At 34.0% G+C, this 26,979-nt stretch carries 25 protein-coding genes and 3 pseudogenes; 12 read left to right on the top strand and 16 right to left on the bottom strand.

Annotation, left to right across the window (positions count from 1 at the left end; genetic code table 11):
- Positions 1–55: 55 nt before the first annotated feature.
- The 3 genes from ppa to mnmA form a co-directional block, all read right to left on the bottom strand.
- Complete coding sequence (gene ppa / locus OPR57_RS07005; RefSeq protein ID WP_265036430.1) at positions 56–562, bottom strand: inorganic diphosphatase; 507 nt, start codon at positions 560–562, stop codon at positions 56–58.
- A 75-nt stretch (positions 563–637) separates the two neighbouring features.
- Entirely contained in the window at positions 638–1,870 is a 1,233-nt protein-coding gene (locus tag OPR57_RS07000) for a WD1261 family protein (RefSeq protein ID WP_265036429.1), read from the bottom strand.
- A gap of 858 nt (positions 1,871–2,728) precedes the next feature.
- Entirely contained in the window at positions 2,729–3,841 is a 1,113-nt protein-coding gene (gene mnmA / locus OPR57_RS06995) for a tRNA 2-thiouridine(34) synthase MnmA (RefSeq protein WP_265036428.1), read from the bottom strand.
- A gap of 209 nt (positions 3,842–4,050) precedes the next feature.
- Here mnmA and OPR57_RS08210 point away from each other — a divergent pair.
- Positions 4,051–4,749, top strand: a pseudogene (locus OPR57_RS08210) (transposase).
- A gap of 32 nt (positions 4,750–4,781) precedes the next feature.
- Entirely contained in the window at positions 4,782–5,018 is a 237-nt protein-coding gene (locus OPR57_RS06980) for a hypothetical protein (RefSeq protein ID WP_265036425.1), read from the top strand.
- An 8-nt stretch (positions 5,019–5,026) separates the two neighbouring features.
- Here the strand turns inward: OPR57_RS06980 and OPR57_RS06975 are convergent, their stop codons facing one another.
- The 7 genes from OPR57_RS06975 to OPR57_RS06945 all read right to left on the bottom strand — a co-directional run bounded on the left by OPR57_RS06975 (position 5,027) and on the right by OPR57_RS06945 (position 11,605).
- Positions 5,027–6,277, bottom strand: a complete 1,251-nt coding sequence (locus OPR57_RS06975; RefSeq protein WP_265037598.1) for a citrate synthase — start codon at positions 6,275–6,277, stop codon at positions 5,027–5,029.
- Between the two features lie 80 nt (positions 6,278–6,357).
- Positions 6,358–6,627: a 30S ribosomal protein S20 gene (rpsT, locus tag OPR57_RS06970; protein WP_006279236.1), complete on the bottom strand. Its 270-nt coding sequence runs from the start codon at positions 6,625–6,627 to the stop codon at positions 6,358–6,360.
- A gap of 51 nt (positions 6,628–6,678) precedes the next feature.
- Positions 6,679–7,404, bottom strand: coding sequence for a lysophospholipid acyltransferase family protein (locus OPR57_RS06965; protein ID WP_320157491.1), 726 nt, complete (start codon positions 7,402–7,404; stop codon positions 6,679–6,681).
- A gap of 55 nt (positions 7,405–7,459) precedes the next feature.
- The gene (locus OPR57_RS06960; protein WP_265036423.1) at positions 7,460–8,446 is read right to left on the bottom strand and encodes a tyrosine recombinase; all 987 of its coding nucleotides are present in this window, start codon (positions 8,444–8,446) and stop codon (positions 7,460–7,462) included.
- Positions 8,447–8,811: 365 nt separating this feature from the next.
- The gene (locus OPR57_RS06955) at positions 8,812–9,447 is read right to left on the bottom strand and encodes a DnaA ATPase domain-containing protein (protein WP_265036422.1); all 636 of its coding nucleotides are present in this window, start codon (positions 9,445–9,447) and stop codon (positions 8,812–8,814) included.
- A 129-nt stretch (positions 9,448–9,576) separates the two neighbouring features.
- Entirely contained in the window at positions 9,577–10,650 is a 1,074-nt protein-coding gene (locus tag OPR57_RS06950) for an AI-2E family transporter (protein WP_320157490.1), read from the bottom strand.
- Between the two features lie 49 nt (positions 10,651–10,699).
- Complete coding sequence (locus OPR57_RS06945) at positions 10,700–11,605, bottom strand: PGAP1-like alpha/beta domain-containing protein (RefSeq protein WP_458694355.1); 906 nt, start codon at positions 11,603–11,605, stop codon at positions 10,700–10,702.
- A gap of 95 nt (positions 11,606–11,700) precedes the next feature.
- Between OPR57_RS06945 and ispF the strand changes: the two genes are divergently transcribed.
- The 6 genes from ispF to OPR57_RS06910 all read left to right on the top strand — a co-directional run bounded on the left by ispF (position 11,701) and on the right by OPR57_RS06910 (position 16,174).
- Complete coding sequence (ispF, locus tag OPR57_RS06935; protein ID WP_265036419.1) at positions 11,701–13,011, top strand: 2-C-methyl-D-erythritol 2,4-cyclodiphosphate synthase; 1,311 nt, start codon at positions 11,701–11,703, stop codon at positions 13,009–13,011.
- A 111-nt stretch (positions 13,012–13,122) separates the two neighbouring features.
- Entirely contained in the window at positions 13,123–13,695 is a 573-nt protein-coding gene (gene ruvA / locus OPR57_RS06930; RefSeq protein ID WP_265036418.1) for a Holliday junction branch migration protein RuvA, read from the top strand.
- Complete coding sequence (ruvB, locus tag OPR57_RS06925) at positions 13,692–14,672, top strand: Holliday junction branch migration DNA helicase RuvB (protein ID WP_265036417.1); 981 nt, start codon at positions 13,692–13,694, stop codon at positions 14,670–14,672. Before ruvA ends, ruvB begins: the two co-directional genes overlap by 4 nt.
- Before the next feature lie 77 nt (positions 14,673–14,749).
- A complete protein-coding gene (locus tag OPR57_RS06920; protein WP_265036416.1) occupies positions 14,750–15,325 on the top strand; it encodes a hypothetical protein in 576 nt (191 codons plus the stop codon).
- 84 nt (positions 15,326–15,409) lie between these two features.
- Positions 15,410–15,604 carry a hypothetical protein gene (locus OPR57_RS06915; protein ID WP_265036415.1) on the top strand — a complete coding sequence of 65 codons (195 nt, stop codon included), beginning with the start codon at positions 15,410–15,412 and terminating at the stop codon, positions 15,602–15,604.
- Between the two features lie 63 nt (positions 15,605–15,667).
- Positions 15,668–16,174 (top strand): DNA-3-methyladenine glycosylase, encoded by a 507-nt coding sequence (locus OPR57_RS06910; RefSeq protein ID WP_265036414.1) that lies wholly within the window; start codon positions 15,668–15,670, stop codon positions 16,172–16,174.
- Between the two features lie 21 nt (positions 16,175–16,195).
- Here the strand turns inward: OPR57_RS06910 and purF are convergent, their stop codons facing one another.
- From purF to OPR57_RS06895, 3 genes are read right to left on the bottom strand one after another with little or no spacing between them, the layout of a single operon-like run.
- A complete protein-coding gene (gene purF, locus OPR57_RS06905; protein WP_265036413.1) occupies positions 16,196–17,581 on the bottom strand; it encodes an amidophosphoribosyltransferase in 1,386 nt (461 codons plus the stop codon).
- A gap of 25 nt (positions 17,582–17,606) precedes the next feature.
- Entirely contained in the window at positions 17,607–18,710 is a 1,104-nt protein-coding gene (gene rodA, locus OPR57_RS06900) for a rod shape-determining protein RodA (protein WP_320157515.1), read from the bottom strand.
- Between the two features lie 53 nt (positions 18,711–18,763).
- The gene (locus OPR57_RS06895; protein ID WP_265036411.1) at positions 18,764–20,230 is read right to left on the bottom strand and encodes a proton-conducting transporter transmembrane domain-containing protein; all 1,467 of its coding nucleotides are present in this window, start codon (positions 20,228–20,230) and stop codon (positions 18,764–18,766) included.
- A gap of 64 nt (positions 20,231–20,294) precedes the next feature.
- On the opposite strand from OPR57_RS06895, the gene OPR57_RS06890 reads away from it, so the two are divergent.
- The 3 genes and pseudogenes from OPR57_RS06890 to OPR57_RS06880 form a co-directional block, all read left to right on the top strand.
- On the top strand, positions 20,295–20,609 hold the full coding sequence (locus OPR57_RS06890) for an NADH-ubiquinone oxidoreductase subunit NDUFA12 family protein (protein ID WP_007548590.1): 315 nt from the start codon (positions 20,295–20,297) through the stop codon (positions 20,607–20,609).
- Between the two features lie 2 nt (positions 20,610–20,611).
- Positions 20,612–21,067, top strand: a complete 456-nt coding sequence (mlaD, locus tag OPR57_RS06885) for an outer membrane lipid asymmetry maintenance protein MlaD (protein ID WP_265036410.1) — start codon at positions 20,612–20,614, stop codon at positions 21,065–21,067.
- Between the two features lie 179 nt (positions 21,068–21,246).
- Positions 21,247–21,862, top strand: a pseudogene (locus OPR57_RS06880) (transposase family protein); the annotation flags it as partial.
- 94 nt (positions 21,863–21,956) lie between these two features.
- Here OPR57_RS06880 and OPR57_RS06875 read toward each other — a convergent pair.
- The 3 genes and pseudogenes from OPR57_RS06875 to gltX form a co-directional block, all read right to left on the bottom strand.
- Positions 21,957–23,150 (bottom strand): IS4 family transposase, encoded by a 1,194-nt coding sequence (locus tag OPR57_RS06875; protein ID WP_406831635.1) that lies wholly within the window; start codon positions 23,148–23,150, stop codon positions 21,957–21,959.
- 68 nt (positions 23,151–23,218) lie between these two features.
- Positions 23,219–23,994 (bottom strand): annotated as a pseudogene (locus tag OPR57_RS06870) (IS5 family transposase).
- Between the two features lie 447 nt (positions 23,995–24,441).
- Positions 24,442–26,007, bottom strand: coding sequence for a glutamate--tRNA ligase (gene gltX, locus OPR57_RS06865; RefSeq protein ID WP_265036409.1), 1,566 nt, complete (start codon positions 26,005–26,007; stop codon positions 24,442–24,444).
- 149 nt (positions 26,008–26,156) lie between these two features.
- Between gltX and OPR57_RS06860 the strand changes: the two genes are divergently transcribed.
- On the top strand, positions 26,157–26,924 hold the full coding sequence (locus tag OPR57_RS06860) for a hypothetical protein (RefSeq protein ID WP_265036408.1): 768 nt from the start codon (positions 26,157–26,159) through the stop codon (positions 26,922–26,924).
- Positions 26,925–26,979: the final 55 nt, after the last annotated feature.

Here is a 26,979-nt window from a genome sequence, read left to right as displayed (position 1 = left end):
TAAAAACAACAACATTTTCCCGAATAACTGTAATTCCAGGCTAAATCAATGCAAACTAATTTCTGCTTTTTTCAATGATTTTCTTTGCTTCTTCTATACCAACCCATTCTCCAACTGTTACCGTTTTTCCCTTTTCTAGATCTTTATAATGAGAAAAGAAATGAGCAATTTTATCTAGTAGGTTTTTAGATAAGTCAGAATAGTCCTTTATATTGTCATAATAGCTATCAACACTGGAAACAGGCACTGCTAATATTTTCTCATCTTCTCCTTTTTCATCTTTAGTGAGTAATACGCCTATTGGACGCACCGATATCAAAACACTAGATGCTAAGGGAAATTGAGTTAGCACCAAAACATCCACAGGATCACCATCACCTGCACAGGTATTTGGTATAAACCCATAATTGCAAGGATAAGTCATTGAGGTAGATAAAAATCTGTCAACTTGTAACAACCTAAGCTCTTTATTAAATTCATACTTTACAGGCTCAGCATTTGCACTTATTTCAATTACCACATTAACCGCATTTGGTCCCGCTGTTATTTTACTTAAATCCATAAATTACCTCTTAACTTAAGAATAAGCATTATACAATATGTGCTTTTAAGTTGCTACATTTATGTAGTTCTAAGCTTATTTTGTACGGAGCGGTTCTAAGTTTTCATTCGTCGTCTCATTGACTGTTGAAAGTGGTGGTTCCTGTGGTGATTTCAATAACTGAAATAAGGCATATACTATTACGATAGTAAGCACTGTAGCAACTATCAGGTTAGTAAGGTTGTCTTGTGGCAAAACATTTTTTATTGAGTTGAACAATTTTTGCTCCATAAGGAAATAATCAGCAACATATAACCCAATAGACAATACAAATATACCTAAAATAAGTTTACAGATTATGTTTTTATGGTCTTTTTCTTTTTTCTTGCTGATGATAAGATTTGGCCTACATTCATTCTCTTCTTGCGGCACTGAGTAGTATATATTATCAGGGCTCGTTACTAATTGTTCAAATTCATCACTACTCTGGTTTTTTAGCAATTGCTTCAAGGTTGATCCAATGCTTTTAAAGGTTGGAAAATCTTGATTATTTTGATCTGCCAACGTATTAAATGTTCTGTTTAGGCTACCTATCTTTTCGAGATTCAGCGTATATTTAGTAGATCTATTCTCACTTGATAAATCGATACATGTTAACATTTTAGCTAATAATGCTATTAACTGGCTCTTATCTAGCTCTAGTACTTCTCTTTTTACTATTTTGTCAGATGACAAAGGTTCTTTATAACTACCGCTAAAAGAAGATAATAGAGAAAACAATAAAGCCACATCTTTATCTACTTTTATATCTTGATGAATAGAATAGTAACAGCCGATAACAAATTTATTAAAAGAAAATTTTCTATCAGATTTTTCATTTAATAATTTTTTAACGTCAGTAAGTACTTTATTTTCAAAATCTTCTTCTGTTTTAAATATTGGTTCTCTCTTTGGATTTGCTAAGATGTTAAGTAAATCTAATTTTTTTCCATCTACTACTTCATTTATATCTTTACCTAACTTAGACTCCTTAATAACTTTATATATTTCATCTATGATATCTTTAGTATTCAGATTATTGTTTTCACTTAGAATTCGATAAGCTAGAGCATAAATTAAAAACAGCCCTTGTAGACTAAATTTTAAGTTAAAATAGTAATCTAATTGTTCATCTTGCTTCTGTATGAATGCAGACAGACCTATGTGATTCCTGTGATCCATAAAACGATCTAAGTCAGCATGTTGAAAGCCACCTAAAAAAATAAACAAAGTCTCTAATAAGTTGCCCTTACCAACAATTTTTATTAATTCTTCAACTTCCTTAACCATTGCTAAAACCTATAATGTTCTACTTTATAGTATAAGTGATACAGGGTAAAATAGCAATAAATGTTATTAGACTTCTTGCATAACCCAAACTAAGTAGAAAAAGGTATCACCCAAGTAGCTGACACTGGTTCCTTTATGACGGCAGTGTCCTCTTCTTGTCATCCCAGTGCCCAGACACTGGGATCCAGAAAAGTTTGCTTGTAAGCAAGCAAACTAGCATAGAAAGTGGTTGTTAAAACACAACGTTTTCAATGAGATTATATGGAAAACTGGATTCCAGTGTCAAGCACTGGAATGACACCATTTCCATGAATATTGCTCTTAATTTGTAACTAACCTAAGCCATAAATATTAAGAAATTTACCAAACGAAAAAAAAGGCAAAAGAAGCCCCGGTTAATATCTATTTTCAGTATTGGCGTTTTTTTAAGTCTTAAACACTGCAATTTAGCTGCTTTTAAATGCAACTCACCTTAGTTTAAATGTTTAAGAAATTTACTAAGCAGAAAAAAAGGCAAAAGAAATCCCATGTTAGCTAATTGTCACTCTCTAATCCTGCAAATTGGCGTACTATACTGTCTTAAACGCTTTATAAGCGCGTTTCAGCTTATATAGGTAAAAACCCAGAAATGTTGTGAAGACATAAGGTGCACATAGTGCAAAAAATTAAAAATAAGACGCCAACTACGTTGTTTTCTTGCTGTTTAATCTGCACAGATGAAGATAACTGAATACCTTGAGTTTCATGATAAGGGGGCTGGCGGAGTTTGTCAAGGAAGTTTTTTCGTTTCTATTCCCAATGTTATATGGTTATGCAAGAAGTCTATTGTATGTTTACATTCTGCATTAAAGCTTTCAGTTAAGAACATATCCATCCACCGCCAATTACTTGCTCATCTTTATACGCTACACAGGCTTGACCTGGACTGATGCCAAAGTAATCGTCGTTTAAAATGACACAGGCTTTATTTTTTTCGTCAGTTGAATGTATTGTTGCTAAACTTCCCGCATGTGATGATCTCAGCTTCACAGTTACTTCCATACCTTCCTTTGGTTGTTCTAACCAATTTAACTCTTTGATCAATATTTTTTTTTGCATTAATGCGTTGATCGGACCTACTATAACCTCATTATTCTCTGTATTAATTTTTATCACGTAAAGAGGTTCACTGTACCCAACACCTAAGCCTTTTCTTTGCCCCACTGTAAAATTTACTATGCCACTGTGCTCACCTAGCACTTTTCCATTAACATCCACTATTTTACCTTTCTGTACAGATTGTGGAGCTAATTTAGCTATTGTTTTACTATAGCTTTCGGAAACAAAGCATATATCTTGACTGTCTGGCTTTTCAGAAATTTGTAAGCTGAAATACTTTGCTAATTTTCTTATATCACTTTTATAGAACCCACCTAGTGGAAATCGCAAAAGCTTTAACTGCTCCTCAGTTGTTGCAAACAAAAAATAACTTTGATCTTTACTTTTATCAATGCTTCTGCACAACTTTACCTCACCATTTTTTTCTAACCTTCTCACGTAATGTCCTGTTACGAGCACATCCGCACCAAGATTTTTTGTAACTTGCAATAGATCACGAAATTTTACCGTTTGGTTACATCTCACGCATGGTATGGGAGTTTCCCCACGCATATAGGTACTCGCAAAATCCTCTATTACTTCCTTTTTGAATATTTCCTCATAGTTTAAAATATAGTGAGGAAAGCCAACACTTTCAGCTACACGCTTAGCGTCGTAAATATCCTGTCCAGCACAACATGCGCCTTTTCTTGCGTTAGCATTGCCATCAGTGCCATAAAGTTGAAGAGTCACACCTATCACCTGATACCCAAGGTTATGTAGCAGTGCTGCAGCAACGGAGCTATCAACTCCCCCGGACATTGCAACAATAGCCTTGGTCTGGTGCGGATCTTTATCTTTTAACAGAGGTTCAATTTCAAATTCTTTTAGCATAATTGCCTTAATTTATAAACGTAAACCTGGTGTCATGCAAGTAGCTGACACTGGAATCTAGTTTCTATTACACAATTTCATCGAAACAGCATGCTTATTTACAGTCAATTTTTTTGGATCCCAGTGGCTTTGTCACATAGCAGCAGAAAAACTAGTGATTACTGACAAAATTCATTATAAAATAGCCATTTAACCTTTGAAGAAAAAATATGCCACAAAAAATGAGAGTCAGTAACCATAGCGAATATAACAAATTTCTAGAAAAAAGAGGAAATATTTTTCATTATATCAACGAAGCCATAGAAAATTGGTATGAAATTGGGCCAAAAATGCAGGGTGGCAACAATATTTACAATAATAAAGTGGTGATTTTGACACATATAATAACCCATCTATTCAGAATAGGTTTGAGTGGGATTGTTAGAGGGATACATTGAACAAATAGGAAAAAAATTTGCAGGTTATCAGCTATTCACAAACATCAAAAGAAACTTAATATTAAGATCAATGATTGCAGAAAATAACATGGAAGATATCGAAATTGCTATAGACAGTACAGGAATTAGTATATACAACAACACACAGCAAAGAAAATAGATATAAAGACAAAAATTCCACCAATAAACAATGCGGCAGAACATCCAGAAATAGATTATATGCTTGATAGAAATGCCGCTATTCAGTTAATGAAATTACATGGTGAGAATGGTATAAAAAGATGGAAAGAAGAAGTAAATTATGGAAAGAGAGCTCACATTGAAGGATTTTTCTCAAGATTAAAGCAAATATTTGGATTCAGCTTTAGGAATAAATCCGAAGTAAATCGTGAAAAAGAATTGCTGATTAAGTGCTATTTGCTTAATCAATTTACTGACATTGGTATGGCTAAATTCGAAATGGCTACATGAATTTATCGTAAATTACTACCGCATAAGGTGCGATGCAACAAAGCCGTCTGGAATCTAGTTTTCTTTACAAATTCACCAAAAGTGCTTCATTCTATAACGCAAAACCTATACTCACCAAACCCAATGCATTACTTGCAATTAAGTTTCCTGAATTCCAGTGTCTGGGCACTGCCTCTGGGCACTTCCGTCGTAAAGAAGCCAGTGTTAGCTACTCGGATGGTACCTTTTTTCTACTTAGTTTAGGTTATACAAGAAGTCTAATGAAGTGAAAATAAATTTATTTACCAAAATAGAGTTGCCTTGGTCTACAGATCTTAGTTTCTTTATCATTTATCATTTCATACCACTGAGTAACCCAACCAGTGGTTCTTGCAAGTGCAAAAATGGGCGTGAACATACTTGAAGGGATATCGATAGCATTCATTATTATACCTGAGTAAAAATCAACATTTGGATATAACTTACGCACGATAAAATATTCATCCTTTAAAGCTATTTCTTCAAGTTTTTTTGCAATTTTAAGCAGTTCATTATTTTGTTCTAGTTTACTTAGAACCTCATGGCAAGCATCTTTCAATATACGCGCGCGCGGATCATAATTTTTATAAACACGATGTCCAAATCCCATCAATTTAAATGGATCTTTATCATCTTTAGCTTTTTCGATGAATTTGTCTATATCTCCACTTTGCTCTATCTCTTTTAGCATATTTATAACTGCCTCATTAGCTCCACCATGTGCTGGTCCCCAAAGTGTAGTAACTCCTGCAGAGAGGCTTGCAAATAGATTAGAACCAGCCGATCCCACCAATCTGACAGCCGCCGTAGAAGCATTCTGTTCATGATCAGCATGGAGAGTAAATATTTTATCCAGAGCTTTTGCAAAAAGGGCGCTTTTATCATTATCAACAGCATCGCCAAATATCATCTTTAAGAAATTTTCACTGTAACTTAATTCATGGTTAGCATTTATGAATTCCTGATTGTTGATATGCCTATAAATCATTGCAACAATTGCAGGAACTTGCGCTATTGCAGAAATTCCAAAATCTAGATCTTCACTATTGACACTGTTGCCATGCTTTTCATGGTAAGATGCTGACAAACTTGCAAAACATGCAATTAAAATCGACATAGGGTGAGCAGTCTTTGGAAATGCTTTAATTACATTTGTAACTTGCTCTGATACTTTGGATGATTCTTGTATTTTGAGAAGAAATTCTTTGTGTTGCTCTGAACTGGGTAGTTCACCATAGAGCAATAAATAAATCACAGCAGTAAAATTATTATTCTCTGCCAAATCAGCTATATTATGTCCCCTATATTTAAGAACTCCTTCATCTCCATCAATAAATGTAATCGAAGAAGAACATGAAGCTGTGGAAACAAACCCTGGATCGTAAGTGAATAATCCTGTCATCTTATATAAATCCTTGATATTTAACACATCAGGACCTGTTGTTCCGCTTAATACAGGTAGCTCGATTTTTAATCCATTACTTAGTTCTAATAGCACTTTTTTATCCATCACTTAAGCTACTTAAATTTTATACAGAATATACAAACTGAGGAGTATATATTAATACAGTTAACTTTACATTAGCCGTATTAAGCGGTCATCAATGCTTTTACTTTTGCATTTAAGCGACTTATTTTACGCGCAGCAGTATTCCTATGAATAACACCTTTATTCACACACTTGTGTAAATTAGATTCAGCATTCCGAAATGCCAGAACAACATTTTCTTTGTCGCCAGACTTGATTATATCAACCAATTTTCTAATAGCGGTACGAGTTTTACTTTTCCGCATCTTATTTATTAAAGTGCGTTTTGCTATTACCTTTATCATTTTTTTAGCACTCTTATGATTTGCCATATATTAATACCTAAAATACTGTACTTTTCTTTTAATTATAAAGTTTTTTTGTTAATTTGCAATATCAGTTTTTTCTATGGTTAATCTACTGCTTCTCTCTTCAATAATTTTTTCTAAACTTTGCAAGAATTCATTTTTGTTTAACCCAGGATATATTGGGGGCAATATTTCTATTACTGCCTTTCCGGGATTCTTTCTCAGAGAAAGTATGCTTTTTGGCCAAAACAAACCAGTGTTTAAAGCAACCGGTAACACAGGAACAGATAATACGCTATATAAAGCAGCAATACCTGGTTGATATTTTATATTTTGGTTTATAGTTGTTCTTGTACCTTCAGGAAATATTATTATGCTTCTATTTTCTTTTATACGCATTTTTGCTAGTTTGATTATATGGCGTATAGAACTGATACCATCTGAACGGTTAATAAAAATCATTTTCAGCGCTATAAGATGCAAACCAATGAATGGAATCCATTTCAATTCACGTTTTAAAATAAAAACCGCTTTTCTAAATAGTAGTATAAAAATAAATGTTTCAAATGGAGATTGGTGTTTAGATGCAATGATAAAAGGTTGCTTAGGAATGTTTTCCATTCCCCTCACTTCATATTTAATGCCACATAATAAATGCAGCATGAATAATACAACTCTCACCGAATAGACGAGGAAAATGGTTATTACACACTCAGGAAAGAAAATTACAGGGAGAGTAATGAAAGTATAGAATACCTCCCATAGTATAAGGAAGAAATTAAACAATAAACTTGAAATCACAAACTCACATAAATTTATTTAAATTTAACTTTATTACAAATTAAAAACAATAAATTTAATTATTGATCATCTGAGTAATAGGATGCGAATCAGCTAATTTGTCCTTTAACTTTTCGTTAGCAATATGAGTATATATTTGTGTTGTAGAAAGGTTAGTATGGCCAAGAACTTTCTGTATCAACACAATATTTGCTCCGCTATCCAGTAGATGGGTAGCAAAAGAATGCCTAATCACGTGTGGAGAGATCTTATTTTCATCAATATTGCATTTTCTTGCTAACTCCTTCATTAATTGACCGACCCTCTGCCTTGTAATTGGTTTATTAGGTTTATCACCTGGGAATAGCCAATCAGACTCCTTTCTGTTAGAGAGCAGATTGTCACGGACTGATAAATAATTTTTAAGGCTTTGCAATGCTTGTTCATTAAAAAGGATTTGCCTTTCTCTACCACTTTTTCCTTTTATTATTATATAACATTCTTTATTATTACTGTTTATTAAATGTGACACTTCACATAACTTCATATTAATTAGTTCAGAAACACGCATTCCAGAAGAGTAAAGGATATCTAAAATCGCACATAGCCTTTTACTGCTTATCTCTTTATTCGATTCGCTTGCTGATTTTCTCACTGTGTCCATTAGCAAAAATATTTCTTCGACACTTAAATACTTAGGCAAAGGACGAGAAACTTTTGGATTCTTTAATTCAGCATCATTAGCCGGTGCTGGATTAAAATCTATTATTCCGTCATTAAATAGACACTTGTAAAAATTTTTCATAGCGGATATTTTTCTTGATATAGAGCTACTTTTATATTTTTTTTGTGTACATAAAGATTTCACATAATCTTTAATATTGGTTTTGTTTACACCAACCAAGGTAGTGCCGCTTTCCAATAAAAATTCTTCAAACTGGTGTAAATCCGAACGATAACTTTCCAGAGTATTTTGTGTAGCGGACCTCTCTGAAGCTAAAGCATCTATGTAATATGTTATGTAAAGATTTTCTTTTTTATTTTGTGACTGTTTATTTTTCATTATCAGCTCCTATATTTATTTCTCTGGCTATAATTTGATTAGAAGTGTTCCCTGTGTTTCTTATGAGAAAATATGAGACAAATAAAGCATTTATCAATAGAGTGAACATCGCAAACTTTTGCTTTAACCTTTTTCTTAAATTTAATCTTACTCTTATCATAGTTAAATTATAACGTTAAATCTATAAAAAACACCTTATAAAGTGAGCTCTACTATAAATATAGAATACTTCTTAGCTGTATCTATCTATATTTATTATAACATAACATTTATTATAATTCTAACATGGACAGATAGAGATTTCAATTACGTTAGTGTTATGGATGTTAATAAATTTTTAATATATACCTTTACAAAAGAAGAAATCAAATGGCATCTTTTTTTAATAAAGTGCTAATAAAAGAAACGGTCACATTCGATCCTATAGATTCATTATCTATCTTCTCTATAATTTTATCAATGCTATAGAAAGAACGTTCTATTCTTGCTAAAATATAATTAATCACTTTTAAATCAATTTTTAACTGTTTATCTGAAAATCGTTTTATTAGCATAATTCTTAATAATTCCTCGCTTGCAGGCAAAATTTTTACGCTGATAGTTGATAATATTCGAGAACTTAAATCTCTTAATTTGAAGTTAAGCTTTTTTGGTGAAATTGAAGAAGTGATTAGCAGCCTCTTGTCACTTTCTTTCATGTAATTGTAACAATGTAATAACATTGCTTCATCTTTAATGTTTTGTACGTCTTCTAAAATAAAAGCATCGCTATACCTAATCTCGCTTACGAAGTTATTCACATTGATAAAAATTGCATCGTTTATTGATTGCCAAATATGAGCAAGATGAGTTTTACCGGAGCTTTTAGGTCCAAAAAGAATCAGACATTTCCAAGATAAATCATTAACTACCGAATTATACACGTGCTTATTTTCATCTAAGATGATGTAATTTTGCCGACTATAATCAGCTTGATTGTTGTTAAATAAATTTAATTGCACGTTGAACCTCTTACGTAACCTCTTTCTGGTAGTAATTTTTGCGCAGAAATTTACTTACGCTCCTCAAATATCTCAGGTATTCTGGGCTCATTTCTCCTCTTACCATAAATTGATTATGCAAAAGGTCTGTTAGCCGTTTTTATAAAGCTCACTTTTAAAATATTTATTGATTGCATATTCTACTGATACATTGAACATTGCTATTATTGGAATAAAAAGTAATATACCTATAAATCCAAAATATGAAGCGCATATAGTAATTCCCAGAATAATTACAGTTGGATGTATATGAACTTTTTTTCCTATTAATAAAGGAACTAATATGTTTGAATCTATTAATTGCCCAACACCAAATAATAGCAAAACAGCAGCACTTTCAAACCATCCACTAAATTGAGTGATAGCGCTCAAAAACCCAATAATGGTATATAATAATGGCCCTACGTAAGGTATGAACGTTAACATTCCTGATAAAATTCCAATAACAATAGAGTGTTCCAATCCGATTATGCTCAGGCTCACAGAGTAAAAGACCATCATGACAATACATACATTTACCTGCCCCTTTAGATAATTAGATATAATGAAATCCACTTTGGAAAAATAATCTGCAATTTTTCCTCTGTAAGGAATAGGGATTAATTTATTAGCTTCTTCTATAATTAAAGGCCAATCACGTAATATATAGAAAAACACTACAGGAGTAATCACCATTAATGATACTGTGTGAATCAAGCTAAAGCTTGAACTTAACACTTGGATTATAAAGTTACTAGCAATATCAAGAGCATTCATGAAATAAGATACATAGTTGCTGTAATTTTCTGCTAGATTTTTAGATAAGTGATCAAATAAGCTATCCTCGATTTTTATATTAAGAAATTCTAATACAGAGGGGATTACTTTAAGCTTTAATGAAGGCACTTTACTCACTAAGAAATTTAATATTGAAGTAATTTGAACATATATAATAGGTAAAACAAATGTTATGACTAGTATAAAAGCTATTAATAAAACAAGTATTATAAAAATTACAGAACATGAACGTGGTATTCTATACTTTTCAAACTTGACTACTAGCGGATTAAACAAATATGCAATAATAATAGATATTAAACATGGAAAAATCATAGGACGCATCAGGAATAACATCCCTATTATAAAAAGCAGTATAAAACAAATAGTTATATGACGTTTTTGCATGCTTTTAGCATAGTCAATTTACTGAAAAATATACAGTTTATTGTAAATACTATCTATTCATTGTTTTATCAATTTTATTAAGTATTAGATCAGTCAAATTTTCATTCAATTCACAACTAGATAAAACTCCGTTATGTGGATCATTTTCACACCCTTTCAAATTAACAGTCTTGATCAATTTTCCACGTAGCAATACATCATTTTCTATTGCGTGTGCCAATTGTGCAGGTTGTGGTATTAAGTAATCTCCTTTGCTATTAATAACTACTATTGGCATATTCAATTTTCCCTCATCTCGCAACTTTCGTATATCGTTCACTAAATCAAAATCTAGATCTAAAGCCTTTAGCGATTTTTTAAAAATGGATGAGGGCAACATACTTAAAATTTTTGCTTGAGGGATCGGAAAATGCCCTATTGCTGTATGAAAAGAGCTGAAAGTGCTAGTAAAAATAACACCTCCAAGTTTAACGTTTTTGTCTGCAAAGTGTTTCAAAACTGCCGATGCAACTGCTCCTCCAAAGGAATGGCCAAAAAGTATAATGTTTTCAGGCCTCACACCCTTGTCCATTAATTTATTGATTTCTTCTATCGAGGGCTTAAGCAAACTTTGATCTCTATTTATAAAGGGAATAATAATAAGCATTATGGATGAAAAAATGCAAATTAGAGCAGCTAAGCCTGCTAAACCAACTGTTCTAGGTGTTATTGAATTCATAAGTAATATTATAACGGGCACTAATACGGATGCTCCGAGAAATAAAAAGCTGGCTATGACACAAGTTATGTAGTTTTGGAATGTAGCCGGATATTTATGTGTATGAGCAATAGCTCTTAGCCTATTTCTGTCACATAAATGCTGTAAGCATTGTTGAGCATTTTTATGATTATCCCCTATTCCATGAAAGAATATAAGGTATATCTCATTTTCTTTATTACACTTAGTAATGTGCATTCTAGCATCGTATTATATCTTAATTAAGATAATACACTCTTTTTTTAAAACTATCAATAACCTGCTATCATACACTTACGCTAAAAGTGATAAACATGTGTGCTAACAAATTCAAGAAATACAAAATAGCAGCATTAATAGTTGCAGCGGGAGTAGGCAGTAGATGCAATTCTACGATTCCTAAGCAATATATAAAACTGGCAGGTAAATCTGTTTTATTTCATACAATTAAAAGATTTCTGGCTAACCAATATATAGATTACATAAGAATAGCAATTAATAGAGACCATGAAAGTTTTTATAGGGAAGCAATGGATCTCTTATCCAACCATTATTTAAGTGAAAAATCAGTAGTACACTCCTTCCAGCGCGTGACGCTGGAATCTAGAAAAAAAGAAACAAGTAGTCAAGCTACTTGGATGACAGGAGGTGTAGACACTAAATTACTAAGTCCAATATATGGAGGAGAAAACAGGCAAAATTCAGTTAAACTAGGGCTTGAAAGCTTACAAAAAGTTAACCCAGATTTTGTAGTTATACATGATGCTTGTAGGCCTTTTGTGTCAGATGTTCTGATAGATAACTTGGTTGAATCTATGATTAATGATCAATATACAGGAGTAGTTCCAGCAATAGAAGTTGAGGACACTATGTCATTGGTGAGTAATAGTTTTATTGAATCTACGATTTCAAGAGGAAAGCTCAGAGCCATACAAACCCCTCAAATTTTTAATTTCAAAGAATTATTATCATGCCATCAATCAGTCAAAGAATTTACTGACGATTCATCACTAATGGTAGAGCACAAAAAACATGTTGCGATTATTAAAGGTGAGAAAAGCAATTTTAAGTTAACCACAAAAGAGGATATCAATATGGCAAAGCTTCTTTTTGAAGAGCCAAAATTTCGTGTCGGAGCCGGTTATGATATACATAAGTTCATTAAAGTTCAAAATGGTGCTGAAAGCTTTATAAAAATTTGCGGTGTAGAAATTGAGCACAATATGGCAATAGAAGCACATTCAGATGGTGATGTTGCAATACATGCAATCGTTGATGCAATACTCGGAGCACTGGGATATGGCGACATAGGAGAGCACTTTCCTCCTAGTTCCTCTGAATGGAAAGATTGCAATTCATCTCACTTTCTTGACTTTGCTGCTAAAAAAGCAAAGGAAAAAGGGTACAGCGTGTCTAATTTAGATATTACTATAGTTTGTGAAGAGCCTAAAATATCGCCTTACAAAGTAGAAATGAAGAAATTCATATCAAAAGCATTAGAAATTGATGATGAATTTGTAAATATCAAAGCAACCACTGCAGAAAAATTAGGTTCTATTGGAAGAAATGAAGGAATAGCAGTGCATGCTTCTGTGTTATTGCATACAAACTTTTATTGGGAATAGAAACGGCAAAGCTTGTCAAGTGGTTTTTTAGCCACGTTTCCCTGTTATAATGTTCGTTTGCTTGACCTAAGATCCAGGAGTATTTAAACTGAACCCTATATAGTACTAAAAATGATAGGAAATCTAAGCGGAATAGTTGATGAAGTGCGCAGTGATCACATAATCCTGAACGTGAATGATGTTGGCTATATAGTGCACCTTTCAGCCAAAACTTTAAGTGCTTGTGCAATTGGAAGTAGAATCAAATTACTTATCGAAACCTATGCAAATAACAGAGAAAACACTACTCAGCTATATGGTTTTATAAGCAAAGAAGAACAGCAGTGCTTGAGGTTGCTAGTTAAAGTAAGCGGTGTTAGCTATAAAACTGCAATGTCAATTTTGAGTAAATTAACTCCAGAACAGCTGTTTTTGGCAATTATGAATGAAGATAAAGTAACACTCAAGATGAGTGGACTTGGCTTGAAACTCATAAATCGAATCATCACTGAATTGAGTGGCAAAGTAAGTAAACTAGAAATAAATAACAATAACTTTAATCCAATTAATGAAGATGCCCTTTCAGCATTGATCAATCTTGGGTATGAAAAAATGAAAGCTTATGATACGATAAAAAAAATACAAGACGAATCGTCAAACCTGGACACTAAGGATATTATTCGCATGGCGCTTAAAACACTATGAAATCAATATCGTGCGGTAAAGAATATACTGAAGATGTGCGCAATATCAACATCAGGCCTGAGCAACTTGATGATTTTGTCGGGCAAAAAGACTTAATACAAAATTTAAAAGTGTTTATAAACGCTGCACAGACGAGAACTGAAGCTTTAGATCACGTCTTATTGTACGGTCCTCCAGGGCTTGGCAAAACAACTTTAGCACAAATTGTTTCTAAAGAATTAAGAGTTAGCTTTCGCGCAACTTCTGGTCCTTTACTTAGTAAAGCTGGGGACTTGGCTGCAGTGCTTACCACTTTAAATGCAAAAGATGTTCTATTTATCGACGAAATCCATAGATTAAATCGCAGCATCGAAGAAGTTTTATATACTGCTATGGAAGATTTTTGCTTGGACATATTAGTAGGTGAAGGTCCATCTACTCGCACTTTAAGGATAGACCTACCACCATTTACGCTAATCGGAGCAACTACACGGCTTGGATTACTTTCTGCGCCACTCAGAGATCGTTTTGGCATTCCTTTGCATCTTGAGTTTTATTCTTTTGAGGAGCTAGTCGATATTATAAAAAGAGGCGCAAGAGTTCTTTCTGCTGAAATTGAAGAGGGTGCTGCGCGGGAAATTGCCTGCCGTGGGCGCGGCACTCCAAGAATTGCTTTGAGGTTACTCAGAAGGATAAGGGATTTTGTTGAAGTGAAAGATGATAAAAAAATCACTTATGAAGTCGCTGATTCTGTATTGCTAAAATTAGGTGTAGATAAAATGGGACTCAATAAACTTGATGTGCATTATCTAAGATTTTTATTCAACACCTCAGGACCTGTTGGAATTGACACTATATCTATTGCGCTATCAGAGGATGTTGGCAATATTGAAGAAACAGTAGAACCTTATTTAATCAAAATTAGTTTTGTAAAGCGCACACCAAGAGGACGCGTTCTAACCGACCAAGCAAAGGAGTATTTGAGCTTTCAACATTAAACATCATAATTTATATTGACTAATTGGAATGATATCTATATGCTAACATTTATATATTAAAAATAATGGAGGCATATATGTTAGATAGTAATGAAACTGTATCTTTGATTGTTGATCAAAATATTGCTGCTGATAGCGTATCTGGGTCAATACCGAATAAGGATAAATGTAGGTACGTCACTCTTGATGATGAAGAAACATGGAAGAGGTTCTTTGTAGATCAGAACAACCCTTCTACTAATACTACTAATAAAGTAATAGTGAAACCTCATGTTCATAAGAATAGCGATGATATGTATAGATATACTGCTGAGGAGACCAAATATCATGGTCGGGAAATTGTAGGCAAAGCTGCTAAACAAATTGAAGAAGAGATATCTAAAAATATTGATGCAAAGCTTATAAAATTAAGAGAAACTAAAAATATAGATAACAGTGTTAAGCCTGTCATAAGAATTGCGCTGAACGATTATACAAAAGAAGTAAACTTGCATGATATTCTAAGTGGTAATATGTGCAAAAAGTACGATGTAAAGACAGTTACGTTGCTACTACCTGACCAAAAAACAAGGGGGGTACGTTGCCAAATTGATAAGGATGGGGCAAGAATTTATGAAGTGGCTAATGGATCATATCAAATGACTCTAAAGTAGAATGCTCAAGGAAAAGAGTGTAACATAAAAATTAGCATTCACGATGATGGTTCTATAAAACTTATTGAGGGTAATGGTGTTACTATGGAGCAATTAGCTGCACATAAAGAAGTAAAAGTAGGAAGGCAATATGAAGCAAAGCCTTTACATGAAGCATTAGCATCACAATTGCAACAAAAAAGTTCTGAAGCAGTGAAAGTTTTGCCGCAACCTTCAACAGATGTAACAGAGAGCACAACACAAAAACACCAGGCTCCTGCTGCTCAAGTGAGTAAGTAAGAAAAAACAAAAGTAGTAATTAGTATAAGTTGCTTGCACCTGCAAGTAACTTATACTCTTATAATGAGCAACATAATACTACCAAGAAATTTCTACGAGCGGCCGACCTTAACTGTAGCTGGAGAGTTATTGGGAAAAGTCCTCAAATTTTCTAACTTTAGTGGAATAATAACCGAAGTTGAAGCCTATATAGGAATGAGTGACCCAGCTTGTCATGCGGCAAGAGGCTATACTAATCGAACCTCAGTAATGTTTGGTGTGCCGGGGTTTTCATACGTGTACTTTATATATGGAATGTATTACTGTTTAAATATTGTAACAGAAGCAGAAGGGTTCCCAGCAGCAGTGTTAATACGGGGATTAAAGCTCATTGAACCGCTTGAGGCAAATTTAGGTGGGCCAGGAATATTGTGTAAAAGATTAAATATTACAAAAGAACATAACAAACAGGACCTTACTATAAGCCACGAATTTTGTGTTTATGAATCTCATCTCAAACCAGATTATATTTGCACCCCGAGAATCGGAATTAGTAAAGGCCAAGAGAAATTTTGGCGGTTTAAGATCTGAGCTCCAGTGATCTTGCGTAAACTATTTGCCAATCGGATAATCACCAGTGAAACAAGCATCACAATATTGTGGCGTAGCATTGTTACGCTTTTCTGCTTTAACAGCCTGATATAGTCCATCAATACTCAAGAAGGCTAGGCTATCTACTCCTATAACTTCCTTAATTTCCTCTACAGATTTATTTGCAGCAATTAAATCTTTGCACTCTGGCGTATCTATTCCATAAAAACAAGAATGCTTAATTGGTGGGCTTGAAATTTTGAGGTGAATCTCTTTTACTCCTGCATCCTTTAACATAACTATTATATTTGTTAACGTACTACCACGCACTATACTATCATCTATTAAAATTATGTTTTTACCTTTCAAAGTGTGCTTATTAGCATTGAATTTTAATTTTATTCTAACTTTACGGACTTCAGCAGTTGGTTGTATAAAAGTTCTTCCTATGTAATGATTACGAATTATTCCCAGTTCCATGGGTAACCCTGAATGCTTTGCATATCCAATAGCTGCAGGTATTCCAGAATCAGGTATTGGTACAACCATATCTACATTGTTTTTTGGTGGGCTCTCTTCTGCAAGTATTCTTCCTATTTCTTTTCTTATATCATATATGGACCTATTCTCCATTATGCTGTCTGGTCTTGAAAAATAAACGTATTCAAAAATACAAAAACTTGATTTTTGCTGTGGGAAAGGAAATGCTGAAGCTAGATTACCATTTCGATCAATGGTGACTAACTCACCTGGTTCTATTTCTCTAACAAACTCTGCATTTACTATATCAAGAGCACAAGTTTCAGATGCAAGAACATAAGAACCGTTTAACTTCCCTAAAACAAGAGGCCTGATTCCAGATGGATCACGTACTCCAATAACTACTTCTTGATTGATTGCCACAAAAGAATAAGCACCTTGTATTTGCTTTAATGCATATATAAAACTCTCTAAGAAGCTATCTTTTTCACCGCTTGCTGTCAGATGCACTACTACTTCTGTATCAATATCTGACTGAAAAACGCACTCTTGTTTAATTAATTGTTCGCGTATTGGAGAAATATTAATTAAATTACCATTATGTGCTATGGCGAAATCCCCAAATTTGCCACTTTTGCCAAACATGGGCTGCACTCCAAATTTACTACCACTTGTTGAGTATCGAACATGACCTATTGCACAATCTCCAGGTAAGGATTTCTTTATTTCATCTACATCATCAAATACGCTGCTCACTTGACCTTGAAAGTGATAAGAGTGCAGCTTATCGTTGTTACTGGTTACTGCGCCAAAAGACTCTTGACCTCTATGCTGCAAAGCGTGGAGAGCAAGTATAGAGTTAAAAGCAGCACTTTGGTTGCAACTTATGCCAAATACTCCACACTCCTCACGCATTTCATCTAGCATAAAAACTATTAAGTAAAGTTAAATTTTACTTTAGCATAGGTAAAATACAAGTATTTTGTTGTTCATCTGCTTTTATTGCTAGCAATAGCCCTATACATATTAAGCTTGCAGCAGTTGTACTTCCTCCATAGGACAGAAATGGCAATGGGTCGCCTATCACAGGCAAGAGGCCCATTGTCATTCCGATGTTTATAAAGAAATGAGCACTAAAAAAGGCGAAAATGCCGATAGATACCGACTTAGAAAAATAATTTTTTGACCTATAAGCGATAGAGAAAATTATTCCAAGTAATGAGGTATAAAGCAAAATTAAAGCCATGCTACCTAAAAAGCCCCACTCCTCACTCAGCACTGCAAAAGCAAAATCTGTATGCTTTTCCGGCAAAAATCCAAGTTGAGTTTGACTTCCGTTAACAAAGCCCTTACCAAGCAAACCTCCTGAACCAATAGCTATTTGAGATTGCTGCGCATTATAACCTATTCCAAGTGGATCCACTGATGAATCCAAAAATGACAATATCCTTTGCTTGTGATAAGGACGTAAAAAAGGCCAAATAGCCGGTACTGCAAAAATGCCAAGAGTTCCACATATTACTGAATGAGATCTTTTTATTATTGCTGTGAATATAATTGATATCCCTATAAATAACATTATCACAGCTGTGCCTAAATTAGGTTGCTTTAACACCAAGAACACGGGTAAGAAAATAATTATAAATGCCTTAAGCAATCTTTTAAATTCCATCATTTTATACACACTCTGCTTATCAAAATAGCGAGCAAGCGCAAGTATTAAGCCTACTTTTGCAAATTCTGATGGTTGCAAACTAATTGATCCAATTCTTATCCACCTTGTTGCACCCATTATGTGTGAGCCAAAAAAATTTACTGCTAATAGTGAAATCGCTGCTGCTATATAAAAAAAGTAGGCGTACTTCAAATAAAAATCTAGCTCTATGAATGACATAGCTATAGCGAGTAGGAAAAAGAAAGAGAATATGATCAGTTGATGAATCGCAAATGGCACCCACTTTCCTCCAGCAGAAGAGTATTGAACAACAATGCCAACGCAAAACAGCGCTATCACGTTAATGACTAATAACCAATGAATCTTCTTCAGCCTATCCACAATAAAGACCTTATAACCTTGAAGTATAGTAAAATATGAAACAAAGATAAAAATCAAAAAACCAACTTCTCAACTACTAACCGAATTGGAGTGCTATATATTCCAGTTACTACTGTTAAAGCTGCCATAAACAATAGACAGAAAAGCATAGGAAATGGCACATCATTAATTTTGCCTAGTGTCATTCCAGTGCATGACGTTGCATCATTTTCAAAATACATTTTCTCTACCATCTTCCACATATATATCAATGCAAGGAAAGAGCCAGCAGCAAATGTTACAAGGGAAATCCACGCATGAGATTCGATAATTGCTTTCATTATATACCACTTGCTTACAAAGCCATTTGTTAAAGGCACACCGATTAATGCTAAACTGAGTAGAGTGAACGCAAGTGCTGTATAAGGCATTGATTTCTTGAGTCCCGATAAATTCTCTATTTTTGTTGTATCAAATTTGTAAGAAATACATCCTGCAGCCATGAATAAAGATGTTTTTATTATGCTGTGGTTTACTATGTGAAGAATTGCTGCAAATACACCTGTTTTTGAGTTAAAACTCAGTGCTAAAATTATATAACCAATTTGGCTAATACTAGAGTGAGCAAACAGTCTTTTTATGTCTTTTGCGGTTATTGCAAATATCGACCCAAATACAATAGCGCAAAGTGCGAGAATAATTATCACATTGTCCAGTAGCGGCTTAAACAAGAAAAAATTTTGATGAAAAACAGTATAAAAGATTCTGATGAAAACATATATCATCACTTTTGTCACTGTGCCTGAAAAGAATATGCTAATGAGACTTGGTGCCTCACTATATGCATTAACCAGCCACCTGCTTAATGGAAACAGTGCCATTTTGATTGAGAGACCAACAAAAATGAACAATGTGCCAAGCTTTATGATGTTGTTATCGTATAATGGAACTATTCTTTCAGCCATGTCAGACATATTGAGCGTTCCAGTCATTGAATACAAGAGCCCGATACCAAATAAATAAAATGTTGCCCCTATAGTGCCACTAATTAGATATTCAAATGCTGCAACCAAGGCTTTTTTATCCCTTCCCATTGAAACTAATACATAAGAAGAAAGAGATGAAATCTCCAAGAAAACGTAAAGGTTAAATATATCGTTTGTTACTAAAATCCCAAGCAGTCCGCTTAAGCACAGTAGAAATAGAGAGTAAAAACCAGTGATTTTGTTTTTGCTAATTTCTTTTTCGTTAATATAAAAGCTATAAAGCACACTAATCAGCGCTATAAAATTCACTAGGGTTAGAATTAAGGAATTTAACACGTCGATTCTTAACTCTATTCCATACGGAGGAGCCCAATTTCCAAGGTGATAAGTTATAATTTCACCTTTATATGTTTTAATGAGTAGTATTGATGAAATGATAAGAGTGATTGTTGTTGCAATAAAAGAAATAAACCAAGATACCTTGTGTTTCTTGGCAAGAAAGCAAAACATTGATGCAATTATTGGGATAATAACTTGTAAGATTGGTAATTGCATTAAATTGTTGTTAATATATCGTTAAAGTATTAGTATATATAATACTTTTTGTTTTAATACCCTTATGTTATCTAAAATTTGTAATGCAATAAAACGCCTATTACGAAGAGAAGATAAATTTGTAGGAAGAGATGAAAATGGAAATTCTTACTATGAATCAAGTAAAGGAAAAAGGTGGGTTATGTATAGCAGTGTTTCTGAGCCTACAACAGTGCCTCCGGAATGGCATATATGGCTTCACTATACTGATAATGTAGTACCAGTTAATAATAAAAAAAGAAAAGTAAAACATACTCCTAATTTAACGGGTACAAAAGATGCATACTATCCAAACCAAAAAGTGAAAAATTACTATAAAAGCTGGAGTCCTGATAACTAAAGATGCGAAGGTCAAATATACTTGAAATAACTGCTGGATTATTTGTATTAATTTTCACTATTTTTCTGATTTTCTTTGCTATTGATAAGCTATCTTACATAAAGAAAAACTATAAGGATTGCTATAAAATATATGGTCTTTTTGCTAACGCTAACGGTATAGGAGTTGGTGATAGTGTCAAGATCTCTGGTGTAGATGTTGGAAACATAACTGGTGTATCACTTGACAAAGCTACCTATGTAGCACGAATCGATATGTGTATAAGCAAAGACATAAAATTGCCAATTGATAGTTCAGCTCTGATCACTAGCAGTGGAGTTGTTGGCAGTAAATTTGTTAATATATCACCTGGATCAGATATTAAACTAATCTTGCACGGTGGTAAAATAGAGTATACTCAAGCTGAAGCAAATATGGGTGGAATAATGGACAGAATTCTTGGTATGTTTACAAAGTGAAAATTATAGGACTTTAAGTCGGCATTAACTATAAGAGCACATAGGCCCGCTGGGACCTATGTGTATTACTTTAATTAAACAACCTTAATGGCTTCTTTTTGAAATTGTTCAACGTTTGGGTTATCAATAGACTTCTTTCAAAATTGTTAGAGGGAGTGTAAGATGAAGTATTTGAAAGCATGAAATATAAGGAAATAGAAAAGTTAGAAGGAGAAAAGTTTCGACGTTTAACAGGGGTAAAAAAAGCAACATTTGAGCGAATGGTAGAAATTCTAGAAGTGGAGGATAAAAGAAAAAAAGCTAGAAGTGGAAGAAAAAGTAAACTTTGTATAGAAGACAGGCTACTTATGGCACTGGAATATATAAGAGAATATCGTACATATTTTCATATTGGGCAAAGCTATGGCATGAGTGAAAGTAACAGTTTTAAAGTAATAAGATGGGTAGAAGACACATTAATAAAACATCCAGATTTTGCATTACCAGGAAAAAAAGAGCTATTAAAGAGTGATGTAGAATATGAAGTTTTAGTAATAGATGGAACTGAAACGCCAGTAGAGAGGCCAAAAAAAAGCAAAAACGCTTCTACTCTGGAAAGAAAAAAAGGCATACTATAAAAACACAAATAGTAACAGAGAAGAAGAGTAAAAAAGTCATATGCACATCTTTCTCGAATGGTAGAAAACACGGATGTTTAGAGAATCAAAGGTAGCAGTATTGCCGCAAACTAAAATCTTAGCTGATGCCGGCTACAGGGGAATGCAGAAGATACACAAAGATAGACTTCTTTCAAAATTCATGTAGGGAGCTCAAAATTGTGAATTGCAGCAATCAAATTAAACCTTAAACCAAAACGTTTTCGTCGGTTTCTATACCCATACGCGTCAAGTTAAGAAGCAAGGGTAAGAAAATTCAATGAACTTAAGGTGGATACTCTAGTTTTTCTATATCTGTCTTTCACAGAAAATTGTGACCAGTCTGTGGTAAGTTTTTTCAGGAAAATTCTCAAATTATTAATTTTACTGCTTAACGCTAAAAACAACTCCCTAATCCTTCTTTTTAATTCAATGAATGCCTTTGTTAAACTCAGCTCTGTATTCTCTTTCAGTTTTATACAACCAACTATTCCATGAAATATAAGAATTGCGCACAATTTAGCGTATAGTTCACATAATACTCTGTATGGTTTTCCTTTAAGTTCGTCAAGCCTGATGTGACTCTTATACAATTTAAATAATAATTCAATCTGCCATCTTACCCTGTAAACTGTTAATACTTGTTCAGCGCTGATTTTACTCTCTGGAACGTTAGTTATGAATATCGACCAATCCAGCAATTTTTGATTCTTTTGAGAAGATGTATATCCATGTGATTTTGCTAACTTATTAGCCCTTCTTCTAATTATAGACTGTTCTTCAGTTAATTTTTGACATATAATTCTCACTTTAATTTTTACTTCTTTTCCTAATAGCACTTCCATCTCTAGAAGGGATTGACCTTCTAAACATTCCAACAACTCTATTTTTTGATTTGTTTCTATATCATATATATTGGTATCAGACTTATAACGACTAACAAAATATGCACCTGCTTCATCAATCTGTTTAAAAGAACTAGGCACAAAGTAGCACAAATCAAATATTAGCAAATCATTGGCTGATAAACCGTTCAGATAATCCCTATAACCTTGATCCGACCTTATTCCTTCTATTAAATTTAACTTATCTAGCGCTTGGTTCAGGTAATCAAAGACTAACTGCAGCTTTATTCCTGATTTGGTATTACTCTCACAATCTCTATAGCTACTCCCATATCCTTTGTACATATCTTCCATGCTACTGGGCAGGCTAATATAATCCAAACCCTGTTTTGTAATTTCTATTGAGTCTTCATTTAGCAATTGGCACATTGTTTCTATGCTGCAATCACCAACTCCTATGTTACCAAAAACCATAGCTTTTATGAATGATGAGCCATTAAGTTTTCTCTTTCTTTTTATAAAACCTACTGCAATTGATATTTCGTCTGCTTTTTCATTAAAGAATTCATTGAGGTCTTTTGATAAGCAAGCTATTCTGTCCATTGTAAGTTCTCTCATTCACATATCCAAGAAGAACTTATACCTTATTCTTTTCCTTCACTCTATCAATTTTACTTACACTTTTCCTTAACTTGACGCGTATGGTTTCTATACCTGTCCGAGATGATTTTAAACCTTTTCAATTACGTTTTCAACAATTGCCCTTTGGCTCATAAGTGCCCTGTTCTCTTTTTTTTGTTCTTTGCTTAACGGATTCTTTTTCGTTTTCCTGTGCGGTAATACAACATTTTTGTGTATCTTCTGCATTCCCCTGTAGCCGGCATCAGCTAAGATTTTAGTTTGCGGCAATACTGCTACCTTTGATTCTCTAAACATCCGTGTTTTCTACCATTCGAGAAAGATGTGCATATGACTTTTCTACTCTTCTTCTCTGTTACTATTTGTGTTTTTATAGTATGCCTTTTTTTCTTTCCAGAGTAGAAGGGCTTTTGCTTTTTTTTGGTCTCTCTACTGGCGTTTCAGTTCCGTCTATTACTAAAACTTCATATTCTACATCACTCTTTAATAGCTCTTTTTTTCCTGGTAATGCAAAATCTGGATGTTTTATTAATATGTCTTCTACCCATCTTATTATTTTAAAACTGTTACTTTCACTCATGCCATAGCTTTGCCCAATATGAAAATATGTACGATATTCTCTTATATATTCCAGTGCCATAAGTAGCCTGTCTTCTATGCAAAGTTTACTTTTTCTTCCACTTCTAGCTTTTTTTCTTTTATCCTCCACTTCTAGAATTTCTACCATTCGCTCAAATGTTGCTTTTTTTACCCCTGTTAAACGTCGAAACTTTTCTCCTTCTAACTTTTCTATTTCCTTATATTTCATGCTTTCAAATACTTCATCTTACACTCCCTCTAACAATTTTGAAAGAAGTCTAATGTCTATTTTCAGTATTGGCGTCTTTTAAGCCTCAAACACTGCAATTTAGCTGCTTTTAAGTGCAACTAACCTTAGCTATAAATATTTAAGAAATTTACCAGGCAGAAAAAAAAGGCATAGAAAACGCGCAGTAGCTAGTTATTCACTCTCTATTTTAAAATTTGACGTTGGGTGATGTCTTGAACGCTTTATAAGCGCGTTTCAGCTTATATAGGTAAAAACCCAGAAATGTTGTGAAGACGTAAAGTGTGCATAGTGCAAAAAATTAAAAATAAGACGCCAATTACGTAATACTGTTGTCGTTTAATCTGCACAGATTGAAGATAAATGAATACCTTCACTGTCATGATAAGGGGGCTGGCGAAGGGTGTCAAGTAAGTTTTTCGTTTGATCTTATAGCTCTTGCAATCTCCTTATACACTCATCTTTACCAAGAATCACCATTATATCAATGATTCCAGGTGCATCCATTACTCCGGTTATAGGGGCACGTAATGAGTGGTACACATCGCTTATTTTCATATCGTGCAATTTTGAAAATTCCTTGATCTGAGAAGATAAAAAACCCTTATTCCAGTCTTCATCACCGATCTTTAACAGAAATGACGCAAGTAACTTGATTATATCGAGGTTAGATTTGACAATTTGACAAGCTTCTTCACTTAAATCAAGTGGCGGATCTTGAATATAAAATTTTGCTAAATCCAATAATTCGGTCAGGTAGTTTGCTCTTTTTTTTAGCTCTGTCAGCCCTTGCAGTAAATAGTTCTTTTTCTTGTCAGTCAAAAAGATACCTTCCGCATTACCCCCTGTCATCCAAGTAGCTGACACTGGGATCCATTCTTTTGTCTTTCTGGATTCCAGTGTCACGCACTGGAATGACATCAAAGATTGGGTTAAAGAAAGATCTTTTGCATTACTCTCGAACATTGGAATAATAATACTTAAAATATCTTCATTGCTCATATTACTAATATAGTGGTTATTCAAATGCTCCAGTTTTTTGAAATCGAGCCGTGCAGGTGAACGACCAATGCTTTCTAAATTAAACCACTCTATTGCTTGCTCATCGCTAATAATCTCGTCATTACCGTGGCTCCAACCAAGCCTCAGTAGGTAATTACGCATCGCTTCAGGTAATATTCCCATCTTTTCGTAGTCGCAAACACTTGTGGCACCATGCCTTTTAGACAGCTTATTCCCATCTTCCCCGTGAATAAGCGGCACATGCGCAAAACGTGGAACATCAAAATCAAGAGCCTGGTATATTAGCAACTGCTTAAAGGTATTAGTGAGGTGATCAGAACCACGTATAATATCGGTTATTCCAGCATCATGATCGTCAATTACCACGGCAAAAATATATGTTGGAGTGTTGTCAGAGCGTAAGATCACTATATCATCAAGCTGCTCGCTATTTACTTTGATTTGGCCGTATATTTTATCATCAATGACGATCTCTTGCGAGTCTGGCACTTTGAAAAGGATAACTGACCTCACACCCGATGTCATTCCAGCGCGTGACCACATATTTTTTTCTGGATCCCAGTGTCGAGCACTGGGATGACAAGAAGGAGGTTTTGTAGTACATTTATGCTTGTATATCTTGCCCTCTTCTCTTGCTTTTGCCTTCTTTTCTGCAACTTCATCTTCAGGGCAGTAACAGTGATACGCCCTACCCTTCTCAACTAAAAGGTTTGCTACTTCTTTATGCCGCTCTATTCTTTTTGACTGATATACTATTTCCCCATCACAGCTCACACCGAGCCATTTTAGCCCTTCTATAATTGCATCAATTGCTTCTTGCGTTGAACGTTTTCTGTCGGTGTCCTCAATCCTTAGCAAAAACCTGCCACCATGATGCTTTGCATAGAGCCAATTAAATAACGCAGTGCGGGCCCCACCAATATGCAAAAACCCTGTTGGTGATGGAGCGAATCTCGTGACTATGTCTGGCATGTTATTGTTACAGTAAAGTATAGGCTATGATACCCAAAATCCACGTTTGTAACAATGTAGAATTTATTTATTCTGAGAGGTAAAATCTACTTGTTTTTCATAAGTTATGTTGTATAATTTAGTGTTGGTTAAATATAGTTAGGTAAGTTATGACTAGATCTACAGATGAGGAAAATAGAATAGCAAAATTTCTCAAAGAAAGTAAAGCTAATATTGACGAAATAACAAAATTTCTCGAAAACAATAAAGGTAATGTCTGTTGGCATGCAGGTTCATCTGACAAAACAAAACTAATAGTGCGGGGAGATAATCTCCTGCATTTAGCTGCAAAAACAGGAAACGTTGATAAGTTTTTATCTATTTTCAAGAAAAGTGTTGAAAGTAATGTTCACTTGTTAGAGTACAATGAAGATCATGAAAATCCATTTCATATAGCAGCAAAGATGGGGATATTACCAAGTGTAGTAAAAGGAGCATTTGAGCATTTGGATTCTTCGGAAAAAGTAACAAAAGAAAAATCAGAAAATTTTAAAAGTTACATTAGAAATGCATTAGGTAATAGATGTGCGTTAGATAAATCTAAAAAGACTCCTCTTGATTGGGTTAGTAAAACAGTTAGGAAAGAGATAAAAGAAATTGCAGGCATAAAGGACAGTCTTATATGTAATCAGAAGTTTCGCCTATGCTTATATATAGTAGGAGCGATAGCATGTATTGCTGCTTTATGTTTGTCTTTATACTTTTTATTTTTAGTTTCTCAGTCTCTTGCATTGGCTTCGATGGCTGGGATAATTTCTGGTGGGGCTGCGTATCTGTCAGCTAAAGTATTTGGTGAAATATACGACTCGCATGACGTAAGCACTCTAATGGAAAGTATCAGTGATAAAGATGCTGCAAAGATGATATATGGTATCTAATATATAAAGAAGAAAAATTACTTGCAGGCAATAATTTACTTTCTCAACTTAAGAA

Origin of the sequence: Wolbachia endosymbiont (group A) of Anomoia purmunda (assembly GCF_947251545.1) — a bacterium.
Classification (GTDB): domain Bacteria; phylum Pseudomonadota; class Alphaproteobacteria; order Rickettsiales; family Anaplasmataceae; genus Wolbachia.
This window is presented reverse-complemented; position numbering and strand designations above follow the sequence as displayed.

What these genes read in the sequence shown, in the direction of transcription:
- ppa (WP_265036430.1), bottom strand. Translation starts at nt 562, where the DNA reads ATGGATTTAAGTAAAATAACAGCGGGACCAAATGCGGTTAATGTGGTA.
- OPR57_RS07000 (WP_265036429.1), bottom strand. Translation starts at nt 1,870, where the DNA reads ATGGTTAAGGAAGTTGAAGAATTAATAAAAATTGTTGGTAAGGGCAAC.
- mnmA (WP_265036428.1), bottom strand. Translation starts at nt 3,841, where the DNA reads ATGCTAAAAGAATTTGAAATTGAACCTCTGTTAAAAGATAAAGATCCG.
- OPR57_RS06980 (WP_265036425.1), top strand. Translation starts at nt 4,782, where the DNA reads ATGCAACAAAGCCGTCTGGAATCTAGTTTTCTTTACAAATTCACCAAA.
- OPR57_RS06975 (WP_265037598.1), bottom strand. Translation starts at nt 6,277, where the DNA reads ATGGATAAAAAAGTGCTATTAGAACTAAGTAATGGATTAAAAATCGAG.
- rpsT (WP_006279236.1), bottom strand. Translation starts at nt 6,627, where the DNA reads ATGGCAAATCATAAGAGTGCTAAAAAAATGATAAAGGTAATAGCAAAA.
- OPR57_RS06960 (WP_265036423.1), bottom strand. Translation starts at nt 8,446, where the DNA reads ATGAAAAATAAACAGTCACAAAATAAAAAAGAAAATCTTTACATAACA.
- OPR57_RS06950 (WP_320157490.1), bottom strand. Translation starts at nt 10,650, where the DNA reads ATGCAAAAACGTCATATAACTATTTGTTTTATACTGCTTTTTATAATA.
- OPR57_RS06945 (WP_458694355.1), bottom strand. Translation starts at nt 11,605, where the DNA reads ATGCACATTACTAAGTGTAATAAAGAAAATGAGATATACCTTATATTC.
- ispF (WP_265036419.1), top strand. Translation starts at nt 11,701, where the DNA reads ATGTGTGCTAACAAATTCAAGAAATACAAAATAGCAGCATTAATAGTT.
- ruvA (WP_265036418.1), top strand. Translation starts at nt 13,123, where the DNA reads ATGATAGGAAATCTAAGCGGAATAGTTGATGAAGTGCGCAGTGATCAC.
- ruvB (WP_265036417.1), top strand. Translation starts at nt 13,692, where the DNA reads ATGAAATCAATATCGTGCGGTAAAGAATATACTGAAGATGTGCGCAAT.
- OPR57_RS06920 (WP_265036416.1), top strand. Translation starts at nt 14,750, where the DNA reads ATGTTAGATAGTAATGAAACTGTATCTTTGATTGTTGATCAAAATATT.
- OPR57_RS06915 (WP_265036415.1), top strand. Translation starts at nt 15,410, where the DNA reads ATGGAGCAATTAGCTGCACATAAAGAAGTAAAAGTAGGAAGGCAATAT.
- OPR57_RS06910 (WP_265036414.1), top strand. Translation starts at nt 15,668, where the DNA reads ATGAGCAACATAATACTACCAAGAAATTTCTACGAGCGGCCGACCTTA.
- purF (WP_265036413.1), bottom strand. Translation starts at nt 17,581, where the DNA reads ATGCTAGATGAAATGCGTGAGGAGTGTGGAGTATTTGGCATAAGTTGC.
- OPR57_RS06895 (WP_265036411.1), bottom strand. Translation starts at nt 20,230, where the DNA reads ATGCAATTACCAATCTTACAAGTTATTATCCCAATAATTGCATCAATG.
- OPR57_RS06890 (WP_007548590.1), top strand. Translation starts at nt 20,295, where the DNA reads ATGTTATCTAAAATTTGTAATGCAATAAAACGCCTATTACGAAGAGAA.
- mlaD (WP_265036410.1), top strand. Translation starts at nt 20,612, where the DNA reads ATGCGAAGGTCAAATATACTTGAAATAACTGCTGGATTATTTGTATTA.
- OPR57_RS06875 (WP_406831635.1), bottom strand. Translation starts at nt 23,150, where the DNA reads ATGGACAGAATAGCTTGCTTATCAAAAGACCTCAATGAATTCTTTAAT.
- gltX (WP_265036409.1), bottom strand. Translation starts at nt 26,007, where the DNA reads ATGCCAGACATAGTCACGAGATTCGCTCCATCACCAACAGGGTTTTTG.
- OPR57_RS06860 (WP_265036408.1), top strand. Translation starts at nt 26,157, where the DNA reads ATGACTAGATCTACAGATGAGGAAAATAGAATAGCAAAATTTCTCAAA.